At 48.2% G+C, this 20,288-nt stretch carries 12 protein-coding genes; 2 read left to right on the top strand and 10 right to left on the bottom strand.

Annotation, left to right across the window (positions count from 1 at the left end; translation table 11 throughout):
- Nucleotides 1-84 precede the first annotated feature (84 nt).
- From AAE250_RS00060 to AAE250_RS00015, 10 genes are all read right to left on the bottom strand, one after another.
- Complete coding sequence (locus AAE250_RS00060) at nucleotides 85-3,114, bottom strand: response regulator (protein ID WP_342288709.1); 3,030 nt, start codon at nucleotides 3,112-3,114, stop codon at nucleotides 85-87.
- Nucleotides 3,115-4,645: 1,531 nt separating this feature from the next.
- Nucleotides 4,646-5,890, bottom strand: coding sequence for a hypothetical protein (locus tag AAE250_RS00055; RefSeq protein ID WP_342288582.1), 1,245 nt, complete (start codon nucleotides 5,888-5,890; stop codon nucleotides 4,646-4,648).
- 12 nt (nucleotides 5,891-5,902) lie between these two features.
- Nucleotides 5,903-6,832 carry a hypothetical protein gene (locus AAE250_RS00050; RefSeq protein ID WP_342288581.1) on the bottom strand — a complete coding sequence of 310 codons (930 nt, stop codon included), beginning with the start codon at nucleotides 6,830-6,832 and terminating at the stop codon, nucleotides 5,903-5,905.
- 16 nt (nucleotides 6,833-6,848) lie between these two features.
- The gene (locus AAE250_RS00045) at nucleotides 6,849-8,933 is read right to left on the bottom strand and encodes a fimbrillin family protein (protein ID WP_342288580.1); all 2,085 of its coding nucleotides are present in this window, start codon (nucleotides 8,931-8,933) and stop codon (nucleotides 6,849-6,851) included.
- A gap of 31 nt (nucleotides 8,934-8,964) precedes the next feature.
- Nucleotides 8,965-11,091 carry a fimbrillin family protein gene (locus tag AAE250_RS00040; protein WP_342288579.1) on the bottom strand — a complete coding sequence of 709 codons (2,127 nt, stop codon included), beginning with the start codon at nucleotides 11,089-11,091 and terminating at the stop codon, nucleotides 8,965-8,967.
- 18 nt (nucleotides 11,092-11,109) lie between these two features.
- Entirely contained in the window at nucleotides 11,110-12,168 is a 1,059-nt protein-coding gene (locus AAE250_RS00035; RefSeq protein WP_342288578.1) for a fimbrillin family protein, read from the bottom strand.
- A gap of 21 nt (nucleotides 12,169-12,189) precedes the next feature.
- On the bottom strand, nucleotides 12,190-15,291 hold the full coding sequence (locus tag AAE250_RS00030) for a fimbrillin family protein (RefSeq protein WP_342288577.1): 3,102 nt from the start codon (nucleotides 15,289-15,291) through the stop codon (nucleotides 12,190-12,192).
- Nucleotides 15,292-15,334: 43 nt separating this feature from the next.
- Entirely contained in the window at nucleotides 15,335-16,216 is an 882-nt protein-coding gene (locus tag AAE250_RS00025) for a FimB/Mfa2 family fimbrial subunit (protein WP_342288576.1), read from the bottom strand.
- A gap of 17 nt (nucleotides 16,217-16,233) precedes the next feature.
- Nucleotides 16,234-17,283 (bottom strand): DUF3868 domain-containing protein, encoded by a 1,050-nt coding sequence (locus AAE250_RS00020; protein WP_342288575.1) that lies wholly within the window; start codon nucleotides 17,281-17,283, stop codon nucleotides 16,234-16,236.
- A gap of 12 nt (nucleotides 17,284-17,295) precedes the next feature.
- Entirely contained in the window at nucleotides 17,296-17,868 is a 573-nt protein-coding gene (locus AAE250_RS00015; RefSeq protein ID WP_342288574.1) for a DUF3575 domain-containing protein, read from the bottom strand.
- 298 nt (nucleotides 17,869-18,166) lie between these two features.
- Between AAE250_RS00015 and AAE250_RS00010 the strand changes: the two genes are divergently transcribed.
- Both AAE250_RS00010 and AAE250_RS00005 read left to right on the top strand, forming a co-directional pair.
- The gene (locus tag AAE250_RS00010; RefSeq protein ID WP_342288573.1) at nucleotides 18,167-20,089 is read left to right on the top strand and encodes a tetratricopeptide repeat protein; all 1,923 of its coding nucleotides are present in this window, start codon (nucleotides 18,167-18,169) and stop codon (nucleotides 20,087-20,089) included.
- Nucleotides 20,090-20,180: 91 nt separating this feature from the next.
- Nucleotides 20,181-20,288: PD-(D/E)XK nuclease family transposase (locus AAE250_RS00005; RefSeq protein WP_342288708.1), on the top strand; the 108-nt coding region annotated here is incomplete at its 3' end.

The following is a 20,288-nucleotide window of genomic DNA, read 5'->3' as shown; positions in this document are numbered from 1 at the left end:
AAGAGGTTGCCTCAATATTATAGCAGATGAATTATAGTAAATGAGGCTGTGTTGTTCAACAACACAGCCTCATTTCTGTTTTTGTCATCCTTTCCTGCAACAATACCTCTTCAGAACCGCTATCAGTTTAGATTTGTCGACGGGTTTCACAAGATATTCATTACATCCCGCCTCAAGTGCCGCCTGCTGGTCGGTATCGAAGGCATGGGCGGTAAGGGCGATGATAGGGAGGTCGGCGTTGAACTTTCGTATTTCGGCTGTAGCTGTCAGACCATCCATCACCGGCATCTTCATATCCATCAGAACCAGATCGAAAGGCCTGTTTCTGACAGCCTCTACCGCTTCACGTCCGTTTACCACATTTACCAAGTCGAAGTGCTTCTTCAGCAATGCCGAAATGAGCAGGAAATTGCTCTGGATATCTTCTGCTACCAGAATCTTTTTTTTGACGGAAGGAGATAACACTTCGCTCGGGGCAGTTGTATTTGTTCCTGCCTCCGTCTTTTGTGAAGCATACTTCTCCGTCTTCCTTTCATTCTCTGTTTTGACAAAGCAAGGCAGGATAGCCCAGAAACACGAACCCTCGCCATATTGCGATTCAAATCCCACTCTGCCCCCCATCGATTCGGCTATTGCCTTGCAGATGGAAAGTCCGAGACCGGTTCCTTGTGCAAACTCGTCCAGCTTCTCAAAACGATGGAATACTTTATTCTTTTTCTCATCCGGAATGCCGATTCCGCTATCCTTCACATAGAGCAGAATGCCTTCGTCCACCGGTTTATATCCCATTTCGATAAAGCCTTTCGGAGTATATTTGATGGAATTGGTGACATAATTGGTCATAATCTGCGCGATGCGGTTTTTGTCCAGCCTTACTTTGCAATACGGATGAGGATTGTCCGTTATCAGACGCACGTTCGGACTGGTGACCCGTTGTTTCATCGCAGCTGCCATATCATCGAAATACCTGGAAAGGTCGAAATCCTCGTATTTCAGTTCAACGGTTCCGGCCTCTATCTTGGACAGGTCCAGGATATCGTTGATCAGTTTCAGCAGCAAGTCGGTGTTGACGTTGATTATTTGGAGATATTCGTCTTTCTCCTCCTCCGAAACGGTGTCGGCCAGCAGGCCCGAGAACCCGACAATCGCGTTGAGGGGAGTGCGGATTTCGTGGCTCATGTTGGCAAGAAACGCCGATTTCAGTTTATCGGACTGTTCGGCCAGGGCCTTCGCATTCTGCAATTCTTTAATCATCCGTTCCCGTTCGGTCACGTCGTCTACGCGGATCACGATGCCGTCCATCGACAAGTCTTCCCTGAATACCGGAGTGGCAAATATCTCTACCGTGTTGCCGTTATCGAAGGTGAGCTTCATCTGTTCCATCTGGTGGGATTGCAGCGCACGGCTCATCACGCAGTTTTCGCACGGCTTGCTGCGTCCGTGTACGCTTCGGTAGCAGAGTTCGCCTTTCTTGTAAGCCTCGTGCGAGAGGCTGGCGGAACAGACGGAAATATTCTCCCATTGCACTTTGTAATCCGTGGTGATGTAGGCCAGTCCCGAGTTGGTATTGTTCAGAATCATCTCGTTTTGCATGACAAGCTGGTTCAACTCTTCCCGGTTCTTCAGCAGTGTCAGTTCGGCCAGTTTATGCCGGTCGATGTTCACCGTCATGCCGAACAGGTAGGTATAGGGGATTTCGTCGCGCACCGTTGTCTCCATCATGCCGCGGGTGTGCCACCACTCGTAGATGCCGTCTTGGTTCAGGTCCGCCCGGTATTCCACGTTCCACTGGTTGGTTTCGTGGTTCAGCAGGCTGTCGATGGAATCCCGGAAGAGCTGCTTTTCGTCCGGATGGACGAGGTGTATGAATTTGTCCAACGTGTCGTATTGTGAAGAATCCGGACCTATCTTGTCGGAACCTTCGCCGAAGCTTATCTTGTCTTTATCCGGTTCGTAAAACCAGCTATAGGCGTTCATGGCCTCCATGGAGATGTCGAGCACTTTGGCGCGGCGTTCCAAGTCGTTCTGCAGGCTTTGGTCCCAACGGACATTGAGCAGCAGGGGTTTGTTATTGTCGTAGATGAGGCTTTTGCGTACCAGTGTGTCGTAGGCGCGGCCGTCCCTCAATTCAATATGTTCCAGCCCGAAGTAAGGTTTGCCGGTTGCGAAGACCTCCTTGTCCGTCTTTTCGATGCGGGCCACTTTGTCCGCATCCATCACGTCGTAAGTGGTTTTCTCCTCGTCCGTACCGAAGAGGCGCTTGCTTTCGTCATTGCAGAATACATAGCGGAAGTTGTCGGCCACATCCTTTATGTGGATGGAGACGGGGATGCTGTTGAGGATATTTTCCTGCAACTGCTTCTTCTTTTGCAGTTCGGTGGTATTCTTGCGCGTCCCGATGTATTTTGTCACTTTGCCGTCGGCGTCTTTCTCGTAAGGCGAACCATTGATGGTGCAGAATTGCCACTCGTCGTAGCCGGGGAGCATGACGCGGGATTCGAATGTAAAAGACCAGTCTTCGCCGGCGCACATCCGGCGGAATACTTCGTCCACTTGTTCCTGATTGTCCGGATGACGTGCGGCCGTATAGTCATCGTTGGAAAGCGGATTGGCATGATTGTATCCGTTCAGCGGTTCATTCTCGCAGGTGAACGACCGTGTGTGCGTGTCGAATTCCCACAGCATGATGTCCGCCGCTTTCATGGCCAGTTCCGTCTTATGCTTGCTTTGGCGGAGTTCGTCATTAATCTCCTTTTCGCGTGTCACGTCGCGGACAATGAAGACGTAATTCTCCATCTTTCCGGAAGCGCCTATCACGGGTCTGCCTTTGTATTCCAGATAGCTGGTGCCGTTTTGCGTGGTGTCGTAGAACTTCGATTCCTTTACCGCTCCGAAGTTGTAAGGGAGCAGTTCATAAGTTTCCCGCCCTTTGGCTACATCCTCTTTCAGCCGGTCGGAGAAGTTCGGATTGTTCTGAATGGTCACTTTGCTGATGTCCATTGTCTCCTTGTCTGCCCCGAAAATCTCGTATTCGATGTCATTCACAAAGACAAGCTGTCCGTCGGGCGAATAGATTTCCACGCCGACGGGCAGCGTGTTGACGATGGTCTTCATCTGGTTGTTCAGACTTTCCGATTCTTTGCGGAGATTGATGCGTTCGGAGATATCCTCTATTCTAAGCACCACTCCTTCCACCGCCCCATCGGGAGCAATGACGGGGGTGGCGGTCATCTCAATCCATATCTGCGACTCTATCCATTTCTCAACCCGTTGCACAACCTTCTCCTTGAACGCTTTTTCCACGAACAGGCGGGTGTGCGAATTCTTCATCCGGTATTCATTCTTGTAGCACAGTTCTCCCACCTCATAGAAGTAGCTTCCATCCGCAAATTCCGGTGGCAATGCTTTGGTGGTATTCTCCCAGGCCACCCTGTAGTCGGGGGTGATGTAGATGAATCCGCAGTTGGCGTTGTTCATTATCAGCTCGTTTTGCTTGATGAGCTTGTTGCGGCTGTTCATCTGCTCCTTCAGTGCGGTGGTGATATTCCGGATATGGAAGACGATGTATTTCTCGCCGAGCAAGGCGCTTTCTGTGCTGAAGCATTCATCCTTGAATGTATATTCAAATTTTACGCTTTTTCCGGTTTGCACCGTTTCGTCGCAGGCTTCATCAAATTTCAGCAGGATGTCGTGCAGGGGAAAATCGGGCTGTTGGAGCAGTTCTGTGATATTGCTGCCGATGTACTGTTCGAGGTGGTAGTCTGTGGGTGACAGGGAGGTAGGATTGATAAGGTCGATGATCCGTTTTTCCCTGTCGCATAGAAAGGTGGTAAGCGGCAATGATTTGAGGATAGACTCATACAGGTCTGCCATATCATCGGGCAATAAAGTAGTTTGTTTTAGTTTGCTGCTTTTCATACTATACGATTATTAAGGTTGTTTGCCAGTTCCCGCCCTTTATTCTTTTTAAACTCCTCTATAGGACGAAGTTGTGCCTTATCTTTTTGTTCTAAAATTTTCCAAAGGTAATGATTCTGTTGTAATATTAATTGCTTGAAATACATGTTCTTGAGCATACCGTTATTGTCAAGGGACAGAGTGACAAATTGTATTTTCTGCGTTGCGAGAATGGCTTATTTCCGGGCCATGGCAGAAGAGGACGGAATTTCGAGAACGAAAAGCTGTATCTTGTTGAATGAATGGTGGATAGCGAAATACGTACAACTCTAATAATTGGAAAATGGCTTTGTATATAGTAAGGAAAAGGCTTCTTCTCATAGGAGACTGGTGTTTGATGTGACGGAGACTGGTGTTTAGCACGACGGAGACTAGTGTTTGACTCAACAAAGGCTGGTGTTTGTTGCGATAGAGTCTTGTGTTTGTCCCGTCAAGGAGAACTTTTTTTGCATAAATCCGGTATAATAGGAGTTGTTTATGCAGTAAAATCACATATTCATCCGATGTTCTGCATTTGGTTTCTCTATTTTGCCTCTTCTGCGAGACATCACTTGTCAGCAGAACGTGCATTTTGATAGCATTTTGTACAGATAATGCCTTGTTCTCCGACGCTTATAGATGAGGCTGCCTCAAAATAGAATACTATTCTATCCGAGGCAGCCTCTATTATAAAGAAACGGGTTGAGGACTATGGGTTTTGGGGCAGGGCATTGCGGGTCACTAAGTCAATTACCATTTCATTTAGAATGATAGTACCATCGAATAAGGGGGTGGTACTTTCTTTCGGTGTCTTGTATTCGCTTCCCGCTATGTCATCTACTTGGTCCTTGGCATAGATATGCGTCAGGACGCGTCCGTCCGGCTTGATGGTACACTCCGCATTTTCATTGAAGGTTATCTCCTGCAGTTTGGGTTTACCACCTACGGTCAGTTTGTTGTCGTAGTAGAAGTAATATGTTTTACCGGCATAGCCTTCTGCTTTGAAAGTAGGATAGGCGGTGACGGCAATGTACTCGCCCGGCAGAGATTCTCCGGTGGCCCAGTTGAGGATGGTGACGGGGGAGATCTTCAGGTCGGTGCCTTGCAGGGTGAAGCAGTAACAGTTGTTGCTGCCCAAAGTAGCGGTTTCATTTTGCAGAATCTTGATGGTCTGCTTGTAGGTGATAGCGGAGGAACCGGTATCGTCATTAGCCTTAGTCTTTATCTGTACTACGGGATTGTTTTTTGTTTCTTTTGTACCTTCCGGAAGGATAAGCATATATTCCTGAACTGAGGGGACTTTATAGGGGGCGTACTCTTTATCCCCTATCCAAACTGTTACTTCGTCTATATCCTCAGCCACTACATCCGCTATCACAAAGTCCAGCATGCTGTGCTTATGACTGACTGTAATAGTGAAATTGTGTGCTACATCTATCGGCCCTTTACCCTTTATTAGGATGTCTTGTTTCAGCAGTGCGGTGGTAGTGCTCTGCTCTTTTTCAATTTCTGTTGCGTCCGTCCAGCCCTGAGGATAGATGATGGCTTTTGCTTGCGGCTTATAGTAATTGGGGAAATACTTGCCTTCGGGTGCTTTCCACTTATTCTCACTACTATTGTAGGTGGTAGTGAAGCTGCCGTCTGCATAGGGATTATTGCTGCTGGGATTGTTGTTGTACATGGTGAAGTCCATCTTCCAATCGGTACGCTCTTCCGGTTTTGCTATAGTAGGGTCTGCATTTGTATTCACAGAAAACCCGGTTAGTGTCGTAGCCCGTGTTACAGTTCCTCCGTTGTTGCTTTCCATGCCCTCCATTACGGCGTTAATGCTTTCTATGGCAATACCTTTTTCTGTATCTGTTGCAGCCGGTTCGTCCTTTTCGCTGCATCCGCTCAGGTTGAGGGCGAGGAGGGAGGCAAGGGCGAGGGTTGCTATCTGTTGAATCTGTTTCATAATCATTCTATTTTATGGTTTTTCGGGTACTCCTATAAATCCTTCACCTTGTCCGAAGCCGTGTATCTCGATGGTAGCCATCAGGTCGTAGCCTTCGGGGGTAAGGGTGACGAGGTAATCGGTGTTTCGTTTCAGAGTGACGGCGACATCCTGTTTCAGCCAGATTCCTCCGGTGTATTGATCCTTACCCTTACCTACGGTTGCCATACCTATCATGTAGCGGCCGTCCACAATTGTGAATCCGGCGCCATTTCCTTTGATTTCGATGCCCGGCACCAGTATCAGGCTTGCATTGCCCGTATTAGGATCGCAATAGGCCCAGAAGGCACCGGGGAGCTTTGTGTCTTTACCATCGTCGGGGTCGTCGTATTGCAGTTCCAGGATGAGGGACTGGATGTCCAGTCCGTTGGCATTCTGTCCTGCCATGCGGAAGCTGAACCGGCTCAGTTCATGTTCGAACTTGAGGGGAACGGGTTCGGCGGTAGGCATGATGTTCTTCAAGTCATCCATATCCTCGGGGGTCACCAGGCGGTCGGCTTGCTTATAGTCTTCCAACTTCCGCTGGTCGAGCTTGACGCCTTGCTTCCATACGGCTTCACTCGGCCATTTGGCTTTGAGGCTTGTGATGTAGGTGTTGTCCAGGCTGAAGCGGAAACTTCCGGTGAAGATGCCTTTATCGTTCAGCGTATAGTCCAGCGTTTCTGCTTGGCTGCTGTGGTTCGTGGAGATCTCTACGGTTATCTTGTCGTTTTCTTTGAAGAATCCGCCGTCGGTGATGGCACGCGTTATCGTCTCCTGGTTGTCTATTCTCTGTACGTCGGGAGCAAACGAAAGTTCCGCTTCTCCTTTTCTATCGAAGGTATCTTCGTCCTGGCAGGCGGTGCAGATCATGCTGCCCAGTATCGCTGCCATCAGATAGGTGGTAATATTATGTCTTTTCATATCAGTCTGTTGTCTGTTAGAGTTCTATAGTAAGCGGATGTTCCCACACTAAGGTAGGATAGGTGCTACCTTGGACACCCATGTCATACCAGGAGTCTGTCCATTTATAGACAGGGTATGCTTCCGAGTTATACCCGGTGTCTCCATGGTTTGTCCTGTCTCCATCATCCTTGAAGAGCGGCCAGTTGGTGGGCCATCCGGTTGCAAAGTTCTCTACACTTGCATTGGTATCTTCTTTTCGGGTGTAACATCCGACTACGGAAAGCGTGCTGCCTGCTTCTTTGGCAGGAGCCGGGTTGTAGAAACCTTGTGCAACGTCTTCCGAAGCGGGGTCTCCATCGTCCGTACCGGTTCCTTTTATATAGGCATGTACTTCCTCCATCGTACTGTAGCAGTTCTTGATTTCTCCATGGGCCAGTGTGCCGCAGAATCCGGCAACATAGGCGGCGGTGTACTTCTCCTTATCCTCTTCTGTTGCCGCATTGACGGCAATGCCGGTATAAAGCTCATCTGTCCTGCTTTGCCATACATACGAGTCCTTGATTTGCACCTTCTGTTCCGTGCCTCCTGCGCCACCGCAAAGACCTCCTACGCGTGCGTTCTCGCCTTTCACGGTGATAACAGGATCGGTTACTTTGCATCCGCGTACGTAGCAAGTGGTATTGCCGAAATCTTTCAGCCTTTCTTGTACCAGTGCCTCTTTAACAGGACCGGACAGTTCTTTGGGCAGGCTATCCTCAATCATCTTCCGTTTCTGTTCTTCGGTCAGTTCCGGATTGACGATGCCGCACAATGCGCCGATGTAACTGACGACTTTTGTATCGTTGCTGCAGGTCACTGTGATTGTCGGGTTCACCAAGTCGATGTTCATCAGCGTAGATGTACTAGCGATATTGCTAAAAAGACCGACTGAGGGGGATTCTTCCGTGGTAGTGGCAGTGATGCTCAGGTTCTCTATTTTATGTCCTCCTCCATCATACGTGCCTTTAAAGGCTGTTTTGGGTGTCCAAGTTGTGGCTAATTTACTAAGGTCAACATCGCACACCTGGTAGGCGCGGTATTCGTCGAAATTCACGGCTTGCAGGCTTGGGGCGTCGTATACCAGCCTGTCCGAAGTGGGGATAAATACTTCACCCGTCTCCAGGTTATAGCCATAGCGGTATACGGTTTCTTCGCTGAGGTCTACTCGGTTGGAGGCTCTCAGTATCAGCTTGTCACTTTCAAAGATGACGTCTCTTTTCTCGATGATGTTATTGTGGTGTGTATAGCCGTCGTGATGTGGATTGGTTTCACTACTTTTCCATACGTAGGCAGTGTAGCGGCGGGCGTACTTTCCACCGACGGGTGTACCCGATTCGGGGAAGTCCGTGATGGCATCCAGCCAGTTTTCGCGGAGGTCGCCTTTGGCGGGGTCAGAGCTATCATAAGGGCCTTCGTATCTGTCTATCTCCGGCACCAGCTTTATGTCTCCGTTAGTATTATTTTTGCTTTGAGGGAACTTAGCCGGATCATCCGATACCAGCACCACTTCTATCTTGCAAGTCTGTTGAGGCTTGAAGTCAAGTTCTATCATATAAGCGTTGGTAGGGTTCACGGTGGTGGTGGCACGATAGGGGATATAGTGCTGCTTTGAGTAATCGCTTTCGGTGATGGGGTAGGCTTTCTCATCAATCGGTTTCGCAAAGTAGTTCTCTTCTTTACTCATCTCTTCGTTGTATGGGTAGAAAGCTACGATGGTCATGCGGTCGTAGATGTAAATGGGTTCTCCGTTTACAGGAGTGAGCTTACCGTTCGTGTACGTGCATCTCAGATTGCGGATATAAGGTTTGCTCAAGTCGCCTTTAGTATCATCGGGGTTACCGTTGTAATCATCTTCGTAATAGATGTAGAGGCCGACATCCTGTTTCCCTTTGTTATAATCGTCTTTAAACATATCGTCGATGCTTCCCAATTCCGCCAGTCGCGTAGTTGGCTTCATACTGACGTACATATTCAGCAGTGCACCGTCTCCTTTCGGAGTATCGACTATGGCGTCGTCCGAACATCCGCAGAAGCAGAGGGTGAGTAGTATCGTCACCCCGATATACATTATATATTTCATTGTTCCGTTCATATTATTGTTTTATTAATGGTTAAGGCTGTTTTACAGGGATGGGCCATACGGTATTGTAAGTACCACCGCCATTATTTGTCCATTCAAACTTCCATTCGGTAAGTACAGTATTCAACTTGTCCGGAGCTTCGTTGCGCAGCAATGTCTCCGTCATGTTGCAGGTTTCGGTGCAATAATTGTCTCTATTTGTTATCGTTGATGCAAAACCTCCAATCGCTTTTTCTTCACTGCTTCCCTGCACAGGCCTTGCCGAACCGGTCAGCCAGTGACAGTAAGTGATAACTGCGCTACTGTTCTTTGTAGTAGTTTGCAGTCCGCATATACCTCCTACATTCTCTGTATCTGTGCCGTGGTTACTGCTTTCGTGCAGCATACCTACACTGATACAGGCTTTGATTGCATCGGCTGTGCCGTTTGCATTCTCTCCACAGATACCGCCGATTTCTTTCCCTGCAGGAATGTTTCCGGTGTTGAGACAGGCGAGGATGGTTCCGTTATTCTGTCCGCAGATGCCGCCTACTACTTGTGTGCCTGTAGCTGTGATATCCGCTTCATTGATGCAACCTTCAATGGTTCCGTTGTTGATGGAGCAGAGACTGCCTACATAATCACCACTAGTGGTATTAATGGTACTGAAAGCGAGATGAATGCCTTTCAGTGTTCCTCTATTCTCCTTGAACAGTCCATTCCCTTTCAGGTAGAGGTGCAGGATGCTGAATCCGTCTCCATCAAAGATTCCACCGGTAGGGAAGTCGTTGTCCGTTGGAATGTCGAGTGACAAACTGCTGATATCGATGTTCTTGGTCAGTCTGTACTTATCACCGGCATTGTCTGTTCCCGGAGCAGACATCAGGTTGTAGAACTGCAATGGGGTGGCGACTTCGTAATAGTCGTCCGAGGCCTTTGTCATTCCGTTGGCGTTCAATGCGATCTTGAAGGCGTCGTCACTATTATCATAAGTAATAGTGTGCCCCTCTATCAGCAGTCCGTTCTCGGTATATAAGTCTGCCGTCATTGTTCCGCTTGTAAGATCTGCCGGCAATGTCAGGAACTTGGCTTTTACAACATCGTCTACTGTTTCGCAACTGCCGATATATTGGTAAGTGCTGCCGTTGCCAGGTTTATAATGGAGTACAATCTTGTTAATCAGTTTGGCACCCTTGTTCTCATAACCTTCGGTCACGTCCATTTTGACCATCTGTGGTTCATATCCCCACTCTTTGTCTCCGGAGGTTGTTATGTTCCAAGGATTCATGGTTACTTTGATGCCTACTACTTTCAGTCGTTTGATTACAAATGTAAGTTTGTAGGATAAGCCGGGGCTTAGGATGAGGTCGGATTGTACACCGCCGTTATCGGCTTGTGGGACTGTTATTGCAGCACAATCTTCAGGAGTGGCTTCATAATCGTCAATCTGGAGGGATGTGATGATGTTTTGTCCCGTCAAGTTCGCTCCGGTAGGAACTAAATAATGGATGCCTGTACTCAATTCATACGTTCCGCTGTTGTCGGTCGATTTATCATTTGCATCTCCGGCTTTGGTCGTCAGGGCGTACTTACCTTTCGAGGCTACTTTGGTTCCGAATTGGATTTTAATACCGGTAGGTTTAGCCTCTTGCAGATCGTCATCAGTGACATCTATCGCTATCTCCAGCTTCGTCATCACATGCCGAAAAGTAAGCAACTCAACCGGATCTTTGGCCGAACCTGATGTTCCCTTTCCATCCGCACCATTACTGATAAGTACATCATTGGTTGTAATGTCTGTTCCAGATGTTAAGTTCATCTTCCCACCCGTAACTGCTCCGGTGTGGCCATAGAGATTAATCTCCGTATCTTCATTTAAAGGATAATACACGCCGGTTTCCAAATCAGACTTTGTATTGTCTGTAGTATTGGTTGTGATTCCTGTAATTGCAATGTTATTGAAGAAGTCCGTAGTTCCTCCACTGCCCGTTGTGGCAGATAGATAAAGGTTTGAATATCCATTCAAGTTGCCATTTGGTCCGCCGGCTCGTGTCACTGCTCCCCTTAATTGAATGGGAGTAGTGCCCGGAGTGAGGTCATCTTCCAGTTGTTCGGTGGTGCAGGCGGCAAAGCCTATCAGCAAGACACCGAATACTCCTTTATATATATGTTTCAGCATATCCATTTTCTTTTTGTTTTATTCGATGGTTACTTTACTTTCTCCTTTGTAATCCCACGGCTCCAAATTTCCTTGCAGAGTGATGGTATTGTTTCCGGTAGAAATGTCTTTCAGTCTCACCTTGATGGTAAGAGCTGTTTTCTTGCCTCTTTTGAGGGTTACAGGAACATTGCCCGTTGTTTGGAAAGCACTGATAGGGTAGGAGTAACTAACAGATCCCGAAGCATCTTTCAGTGTGATATTGACTTGTACGTTTTCGGTCATATCTGTATCATTGGTACTTGGAAACAGCAGGCAAGAAACTTTATTTGCCAGTGGAATGCTTTTATTCTCGATAAGTGTGCAGATTTCATTGGGGGCGGCAAGTGGAGCATCGAATTTCCATTCATTAACTGCAAGGTCGAAAACACCTTCCTCTATTTTGGTACTTAATGTAAGCTTCTCAACAGCTATTGGAGGATTAGGAACATTTACTTCGTGACCTTCCTTATCGATGGCTATCACATTAATTTCTACCTGAGCCATGGCATGGCTGAAAGGCAGTTCTACACTTTTCTGTGTTTTATTGAATCTCCCTAACACCGGTGTGCAGAGCAGGTCGATATAAGGATCGGAAGAAGTGGTGTTTGAATTTGGGGAAACCCTTAATTGGGTTCTGCTACTGCTTTCGATGGCCAACGTTCCTCCTTCGCGCGGGCTATATGCCGTGAAGCTAAGGTATTCTTCTGGGTTGAAAGGCCAATAATAGACATCGCTGCCTTCAGTGACAACGGTGTGTTTCCCATTTGCATCTTCTGCGGCGGCAGTAGCATGCTTATGGTCCATATATAAGTTGCTCCAATCAGCGGTTGCAGCAGTGGCATTTGCAGCTACAATCGCAATTTCTCCGCTATAAGGAAAATTGTCACCTATTGTTCTCGTCTGCGTCTGTTCTTCTATAGAAACGTTGACGCCCGAGGCTTTGAAAGTGATAGGGGAACGTTCTCCGTCCGTTTCCGGTTGCAGCGTGTCGTTGCTGCAACCGGAAAGGAGAAGCGCTCCTATACCCATTATGTATATACTATACTTTTTCATCATTGTTCTAAGATGGTTTATAGGTTATTCAATGGTAATCTCACCTTCATCGCCGTTGCCCCAACCGGCTACGGTTGCGTGGAGCTCTAATCCGGTCTTGGAGAGGGTGATGTGGTAGACATAATGCTGTCCGCCTTCGAATTCCTGCGTTGTCTCTATCTCTGCTTCGTAGGTCTTCCCGTTCAGTTCCACGGTAATCAAAGTCTTCTTACCAACTACTTCTACGGTCTGAGGCAGGATAAAGGTTTCGTAACTGGCGGCTACGTCTTTACCGGCAACTGTATTGGGAGTAGCCAGTTTTGTTGTGCTGACGTTGCCCTTGGTTCCTCCTGCGGTTGCGGCAGCCAGACCGGTAGCTACATTGATGGTACCGTTTATGATGAGGTCATTCAATGAAACTGTGCACCCTTCCAGTTCGGTTGTAGAGAATCCTTCTCCGGCAATGATATTCACCGTTACTTTACTCAATACATGCTTGAAGGTCAGCGCTACTTCGGTATCATTGTCCTTGATGATTCCATCGGTTGCAACCAATACGTCCTGGCTGTGGTCGTTGTTGCCTGCGGTAGTCCAAGGCATGGTGTTACTGCCATTTGCAACCTCCGGAGCATTCGGGAATACGGCGCTTATCTTATCGCCGTTAGAGAAGTCGTCTCTGTACCATGGAGTGGTAGATGTGATTTTTCCACTTTCGTAAGAATAGGTGTTGCCTTCTGTTACGTTGGAAGAGCTGTTTACCTTATAGACCTTGAGGTCGTCTCCATCTTCGAATCCGCTTGATGTAGGATCTTTTACGGTAAAGAACAATGCATCATTCCACTCAACGGCCGGTTTCACATCCCAGGGATTAACCGATGCACTTACTGCAATGCCTGTCTTTTCTATATTCAGAATCAGCGTTGTAGCTTTTCCGGCTTCATACTTTATCACTTCGTTTTTCTTGGCTTCATAAACTCTGCCGTTGATGTCGAGCTTGACTACGGTGCTGTTTGCTGCGATGTCTTGTGCTTGCAGATAGGTAGAGTCTACTACATAGCCTTTTGCAACTACTTCTGCCAGTTTGTCCAGCGTGATGTCGGCCTTCGTGTTGCCCGGCACATACACTCCCTTGTCCATGCTACCGCCGGTGATGTATTGGGGCAGTACAACGGAAGCTCCTTTCAGGTCGCTCAATGAGTAAGTCTTTGACTTGAGGATGACTATCACTTTTGCCACTGCATGTTGCATTTCAAGGTGCAAGGCGGTATTGGTTACTCCGCCACCGTTTTCTACGGGATTGGGAGTGATGATGTAGTCGGCGGACTGGTTGCTGCCCGGAGTATTGGAAACAGCCGGACGCTCGATGAATCCATAAATATCATCGGTCACGGGGATGTCTTCCCAGTAAAGCGGGTGCTGGGCGTCGCTGTATGTCCATTGGTTGGTACCTGCATTGTAGGTGAAGTGGTCGCCCTTCTGTGTGCGGCTGGTTTCATTGCCGGAGAAGATGATGAGTTCATCGCCATCCTTCAGGTCTCCGCCGTTATCTTTAAGGATGGCGGTGTCGATACGTACGTCTTGGAATTCGTGTGTTTCTTCGCTCCAGTCGGTGATGACGGCACTCATCTTTATTTCCGATTTGTGCATATCCATGGTCAGTTTGTTGGATACGCCTGCCTTGAACTCAAATCCGTCGGGTTCGTCGGCCTTCACGTCGTAGGTACGTCCGTTGATGGTGATTTGGGCTATCAAGCCGCCGTTGGCAATGGTTTGCGGGGGGAAGATGGCGATGCCGCCTTCGGGTGTGATGTCTGCTTTGGTGCTGCCGGGAACAAATGCACCGTTCTCAAGGTTCAGAGAGGCGGTGTTCAGATAATCGGGCAGTACAACGGTGGCATTCTTGAGGTCGTCGGCACTGAAAGTACCGTCGGTAGATTGCAGTTCGATGATGACTCTGGAGCCGGCATGCTGCATTTCGAGGTTGATGCCGGTGTATTGTGCTACGTCCACATCTTTGGAAACCAGGATATCGTCCATCTGTGTCTCGTTCAGCTTCTTGGCCATGACGGTAGCTCCGCGGAAGGGGGCGGGGTCGGAAACGATGCTTTCCCAGTATGTCGGGACGGGGGTGCTCCAACTGCCGTCTGCACCGTAAGTGTAGGTAGAGGTGTAACCGAAGTCGCTCTGGCTGCCGTCTTTCAGATAGAGGCGCAGGGTGTCGTTGGGTTCGAAGCCTTTGCTGTCATTCAGTCCGGTTACGAGGCGGATGACGTCCGTCTTGCGTTCCGGGCCTTCCACCCATTCTTCGATGGTGGCGCTTACCGTGATCGGGGTGCTCTTGAGGCGGATATGGAAGGTATGCTTGTAGCCGGCTTTCAGTTCCAGGTCGGCATCCATGCGGGCGGTGTACGTTCCGCCGTCGGCGGTGGTCACTTCGAAGGTGACGCCTTCGCCGGCTGCACGGGGCAACCAGATGGCTTCGCCCTGGCCGTCGTGTATCGGTATGTTGACGGCGGCTGTAGAAGCCTCGTCGGCAATGAGCTTTTCGTTCAGCAGGTCGTAGGAGGCGGTTGTCTTCAGTCCGTTGACGGTGAGCTTGCAGCCTTTCAGGTCTATCAAGCCGGTTTCGTCTGTGGTGAGGTCGACGAAGACTTTGGCAAGGCGATGGTAGAAGTGAAGCTTCACGTTAGGATCGTCGATGGAAGTACCCGACAGGTGCTCGGCCGTCATAAGGTCGATGTCGGCTTGCGAGGTTTGGTCTTTCACCGATACCGGCAATACCTGGCTTTCGGGGGTAGTGGCTTTATAAGGATAGTAGGCTTTGAAGGAAACGCCTTTGCCGTCTACGGGGAAATAGATGATTTTGGAGGCTTGGGCGGGAGAGAAGTTTCCGTCGCCATTGGTCACATAGTCGTAATTGGCATACGGCGAGATGATTGCTCCGTTTTGCGGGTCAATCATGCTGATGCCGATCACGTCACCTTCATTCCATACGTTGTTCACAGCTTTGGTCTGTGTCTGCGCTACGGCAGAGACGCGGATGGCTACTCTGTTGTCGTTGGAATCTGTCTTGTCGTCCGAGCACGAAGCGGCGGCGAGGGCTATCAATGCCCCATAAAGAACGTTTCTATTGAAAATTGTTTTCATATCTCAATATGTGTATTATTTATTTCTGTTACTTGAATCGGTATTAATGTTGGGCGTCCATCCAGATGTCGGGACCTGCCTTCCAGTCTTCGATGGTGGCGCTGAAGTCGGCTCCCAGGTAGATGGTGATTTCGATGGTCCATGGTTTGGTGACTTCTGTGATGTGGAATTCATCCATGGCACGGGCGATGTTGAAATCGTACTCCTTACTGGCCTGGCCGCTGAAGAGGATGCTCAGTTTGAGATGCTGTTCGGCGTCTCCGTCAATACCCAGCAGACGGTGTGTCTCGGACAGGAACTCTTGTCCGGTACCGGTCTTGCTGAAACTGTAGGCTATGCTGCCCGATTGGTAGACGGAGTGTCTCGGCTTGCCGTCGGCAGGGGGGAAACCGTTGCTCAGGTCGCGTGAAAGGGCGATGCCGTCTACCGTTCCGCTTACTGCTTCTACCAATGAGACGTTGTTTCCGACGAACTTCACCTTGATGATGAGCGGGCGCGTCTGCTGAATGACGGGGATTTTGTAGGACTTGTCGCCGTCGTCGGCATTCGGGCCTACGGTGATCTCTGTAGAACCGCCGAAGAAGTCATCGGGGTCTTTGGCAGTGCCGTCCGGGTTGGTTTCCACGGTTACTTTGCTTCCTTCTACAATGGCATTACCGGTGGTTCCTGTGGTGGAGGTTACGGTATAGCTTCCTTCGTCCAGGTCCAGCGGGTTGTCTTTTCCGATTTCAACAGGCTTTTGGGTGCCGTCGGGGTAGGTGATGACGGTATTTACATTAGTACCGGGTTCTGTTCCATCGGGATAATCAACGGTGATAACAAACTCGCCGGGACAGTTGTCGGAGTCGAATCCGTCTTTGATGCAGGCCGTTGCAGCGAGTGAGAGCAAGGCCAGCAGCACTATTTTATAGCTATTCTTCATCATTTCTTTTGAGTTTCCGTTTATTGTTGATTCGGGGTGTCTTTCTTCACGACGTATTCTATCCGGTAGTCGGTGTGGCGCAATGCCGGGAACCACTGCTGAACCATTCGCGGATAAGCTCCGGTGAGGCTTTTCAGTTGTCTCTCTTTCTCATCCGGGTCTGCACTGCTGCGGGCTATTTCGAGGATACGTGCTTTCTCTTTCCAGTCGCATACTTCGGCCAGTCGGATGAGGCCTTCCCAGTCTTCGGGAGTATAGTCTGTGACGAAAATGGAGTCGTCCAGGTGATACTTGTCGAGGATGTATTTCTTCAATGCCTGCGTACGTTCTTGTGCCAGACTGGCGTTATGGGCGTACGCGCTTTCGGGCGAAGCATATCCGTGGAGGTAGATGCGGCGGATGTTCTGTATGCCGATGCTCTGGATTGCATTGTCTATGCTTGCCAGTTCCGTCGGATTTTTCCGGTATTGCGGGTTGATCGTTGCTTTATTGACCGGGAAGTCAATGAATGCCTTGCCTTCCAGCATCAGGAACTGGGGCTCTCTCTTTACCGGCGGCGGTACAACAACTACCGGTTCGCTCTTCACGGGCGGTTCGGGCAAGATGACTTGTGCCAGTTGCAACTTGTTGTTGTCTGTCACCTCGTTGCTACAGCCGCAGAGGTCTTCTTCCAGTACGATGTCGGCACCTTTCATCCAGGATGAATAAGGAATGGTGACATTATACGATATCACTTGTTCCTCACGGTTTTTGCGCAGCACCGTCTGGCTGCCTTCCAGCGGACGGATATTCTTGCGCTCGTTTACAATCTTGCGCTTGCGGCCGTATACGTAGACGGGGGTTAAGGCAGTTTCCTTATCGGCGTTGCGTACTACCGGAGTAAAAATCATCATGCGGTTGGACCCTACCTTCAGGTCCGCCGGGAGGATGATGTTCATATCAATGTGCAGGTTGTTGTCCGACCGGACTTCTACCCCTACATTTTCTGTGCGTACTGCTTGTGCAGAGAGTTCCTGCCCCTTCAGCATTCCGCTGAGGAGTATGGCACTTATGATGAGCAATTTCTTCATGTCGATGTGGTTTTAGAATAAATAGATGAGGCTGATTGCCGCCTTGGTGGGACCTACGTAATGCTTATGCTTGTCCTTTTCCAGCAATTTGCCGCAATTCTTGCATTTGTACTTGTCGTAGTGGATATAAGCATAGCCGGCTCCGATGTTGGCTTCCACGTTCCAGTGGCGGTTTACTACCCATTGGTAGCCGTAAGAGAGACCGGCGCCGATGAATTCTCCTTCGTAGCGGTAGTCTTTCAGTTTAGACCACATGCCGAAAGGCATACTTACGCCTCCCACATTAAAGATTCCCGCATGCGCGTGAATGCCCCAGAAAGACCCGTTGAAACGTTCGCAGAACCAGAACCGGTATTCCGGTTGCAGAAGCAGATGCTTGAATTGTTTGTTACCTCCCAGAGACCAGGGATTGTAGTTAGCGTAGATGTCTAATGTAGTTTTGGGCTTGATACCTATTTCCGCAGCAAGATTGATGGTCGAAGTAGCATCTGCAACCACATTGGTTTTCAAGGCTACGTTTTGTCCGTACAAGCTGAAGGAACATAATACGCCCATCAAGGCAATAATTCCTTTTCTTCTGATCATAACTTTAGATGTTTGTTTGCTTTTATTAAAGCTCTTTATTAGCTGATGATGAATTTAATTCTCTGCTTTTTTCTTTAAAATAGAAGTCCCTTTGTGCTTTTGCATTTTGGTTTTTCTACTTGCAAAATTGTATAAAATACCAATGATAGTTGCTTTTCTGTAATATACAATATGATATACAAAAGATTATGTTACTGATAATCAGTAATTAAAGGGGGTAGAAAAACTTGCTTCATTGCATTACACTTTTAAATGCTAATTGTATTTTTGCCTAAAATAACAGAATAGCAATTAGAACATGAATTATAAACTCTTTATAGTATTGTTTTTCCCACTATTGGTGGCGTGTACAGGAAGCACGAATTCGCAGGATAATGGAAAAAGTACGGAGAGCCGGGAGAATCTTGATCAGATAGAGATTTTGTTAAAAGAACGGAAAGAGCACGAGGTAATCGGTAAAGTATTGCAGAAGATGTATAATTTGCAGGAGAGCGCTGCACAGATATCTATTGATGAAACACAGGCTGAATATGCCCGCCGATTATTCGGACTTCTTTTTGACGCTTACTCAAACAGCAGGCAGTTTACCATCGCACTTGCTTGTCTGGATAGTCTTGAGAGGATTCCTTTCTGGCAAGAGAGCTGCCGGTATGAGCTCCCGGTGAATAAAGCAAAGCTCTGCCAGTGGACAGGAAATAATCAGGAGGCAATTCAATGGGCCGATACATATCTGGCACTTCCCGAATGTACGGATGCGGAGCGCTTTATTTCATGTTCCGAAGCGATAAGCGGGGTCTATGTTTATTGCAGCAATGATGTGGACAAAGCGGTTCGGATACTTGAAAAGGCAGTAGAGGTTTATCGGAACGGGGGTAAGTACCCCCATATTCTCCGTATTATATCCCGTCTGGGCATTTATTATCATATGATGGGAGAATATGATAAGGCAATAGCTGCCAACCAAGAGGTTATCGATAGCTATAATGACAGCATTCCACCTCAGGATGTTGTGATGGCTTATGGAGAACAGGCCAATCTATATACAGAGTTAGGACTATATGAACAGGCTTTGGAGCAGAATTCGACAGCCCTGCATTACTCGTTGTTGAAAGACAGTTTCGGACTGGGTGACCTCTATCGGTATCGTTCGGAAATATTCAGTTTGATGAAGAAAGGAGATTCGGTCTTTCATTACTTGAGTCTGGGCGGGCAGGTATCTGCACATATAGGAAGTTTCAGAGGAGTCCTTGTGAACAAGGTTGAAATGGTCAAGGCCTATCTGGATTACCCGGATTCGCTGCAAAAGGCGTTGCAACTTGGATTGAGCATTTGTCCCGATACCGTGCACATGCCTAAATGGGCTCAATATCAGTTGGAATTCTATTTGGGGCAGGTGATGCAGCGAACCGGACAGACACAACGTGGCATTGCTTTGATAGAAAAGGCCGCTGCCGGTTTTGCTTCCATGAATATGGTAGAAAACGAGGAGGCTGCCAACCGGATATTGATGAAGTATTTTCAGCAGATGAATATGAACGATGCTTTCATGCATTACTATAACCGTAACCAGGTGTTTGTCGATTCGCTCCGTGCCGATAAGAAACTTCGTGCCATTGCAGCAGCCAATATTCGTTTTAATACCGGAAAGAAAGAAAAGGAAAATGAATTGCTTTCTACCCGGATAAAGATACAGCAGCAGCAGTTATTCCATAACATTTGCATCTCCTTGAGTCTGCTGATACTGCTTGCCGGTTCCATCGGTTACCTTATATATAAGAGAAAGACGATCCGATTGCTTGTAGAACACAGTGAAAGAGAAGTCCGCCGGCTTATGACCAGTAGGCAGGAACTGGACCGGCGCAATGCACTGTTGGCCGAGCAGATAGAGCAAGTCGAGATCGACCATAATCTGACGACTATACGCCGACTTACCGGTCAGAGTTTGCTTAGTAAGGACGATGAAAACATGTTCAGAAAGTCGTTTGCCGCGCTGCATCCTTCCTATCTCCCCAATCTGAGGGCGGATTATCCCAACCTGACGCGTAACGAAGAACTGCTTGCCATGCTTATCTGCATGAATCAGAGCACGGACGAGATTGCTCTGATTATGGGCATCAACCGGAGTAGTGTCAATGTGGTCCGTTCGCGGATGAGGAAGAAAATGAAGCTGTCGAAAGAAGATTCTTTGGATGATATATTGAAGGGGTTGTGCCGAAGCTGAAGTTCGTTGTCTAAAAATCAAAGAGGCAAAGTCTATAATACAAAATAAAGCTCTATATTTGTGCCAGGTAACAAATAAAGCCGACAAAGGCATGAGTAAATTTATCAATCCCTTTACCGATATAGGATTTAAAAAAATATTCGGGCAGTCTATCACAAAGAACCTGCTGATTGATTTTCTGAACGACCTGTTGGAAGGG

The organism is Bacteroides sp. GD17, assembly GCF_038448625.1.
In the GTDB taxonomy this organism is placed as follows: domain Bacteria; phylum Bacteroidota; class Bacteroidia; order Bacteroidales; family Bacteroidaceae; genus Bacteroides.
The sequence above is the reverse complement of the archived record's forward strand: the minus strand, read 5'-3'. Positions and strand labels throughout refer to the sequence as shown.

Excerpts from the sequence above, each read along its gene's own strand:
- AAE250_RS00020 (WP_342288575.1), bottom strand. The coding sequence starts at position 17,283 with ATGAAGAAATTGCTCATCATAAGTGCCATACTCCTCAGCGGAATGCTG.
- AAE250_RS00030 (WP_342288577.1), bottom strand. The coding sequence starts at position 15,291 with ATGAAAACAATTTTCAATAGAAACGTTCTTTATGGGGCATTGATAGCC.
- AAE250_RS00045 (WP_342288580.1), bottom strand. The coding sequence starts at position 8,933 with ATGAAATATATAATGTATATCGGGGTGACGATACTACTCACCCTCTGC.
- AAE250_RS00050 (WP_342288581.1), bottom strand. The coding sequence starts at position 6,832 with ATGAAAAGACATAATATTACCACCTATCTGATGGCAGCGATACTGGGC.
- AAE250_RS00025 (WP_342288576.1), bottom strand. The coding sequence starts at position 16,216 with ATGATGAAGAATAGCTATAAAATAGTGCTGCTGGCCTTGCTCTCACTC.
- AAE250_RS00055 (WP_342288582.1), bottom strand. The coding sequence starts at position 5,890 with ATGAAACAGATTCAACAGATAGCAACCCTCGCCCTTGCCTCCCTCCTC.
- AAE250_RS00060 (WP_342288709.1), bottom strand. The coding sequence starts at position 3,114 with ATGAAGACCATCGTCAACACGCTGCCCGTCGGCGTGGAAATCTATTCG.
- AAE250_RS00015 (WP_342288574.1), bottom strand. The coding sequence starts at position 17,868 with ATGATCAGAAGAAAAGGAATTATTGCCTTGATGGGCGTATTATGTTCC.
- AAE250_RS00035 (WP_342288578.1), bottom strand. The coding sequence starts at position 12,168 with ATGATGAAAAAGTATAGTATATACATAATGGGTATAGGAGCGCTTCTC.
- AAE250_RS00010 (WP_342288573.1), top strand. The coding sequence starts at position 18,167 with ATGAATTATAAACTCTTTATAGTATTGTTTTTCCCACTATTGGTGGCG.
- AAE250_RS00040 (WP_342288579.1), bottom strand. The coding sequence starts at position 11,091 with ATGCTGAAACATATATATAAAGGAGTATTCGGTGTCTTGCTGATAGGC.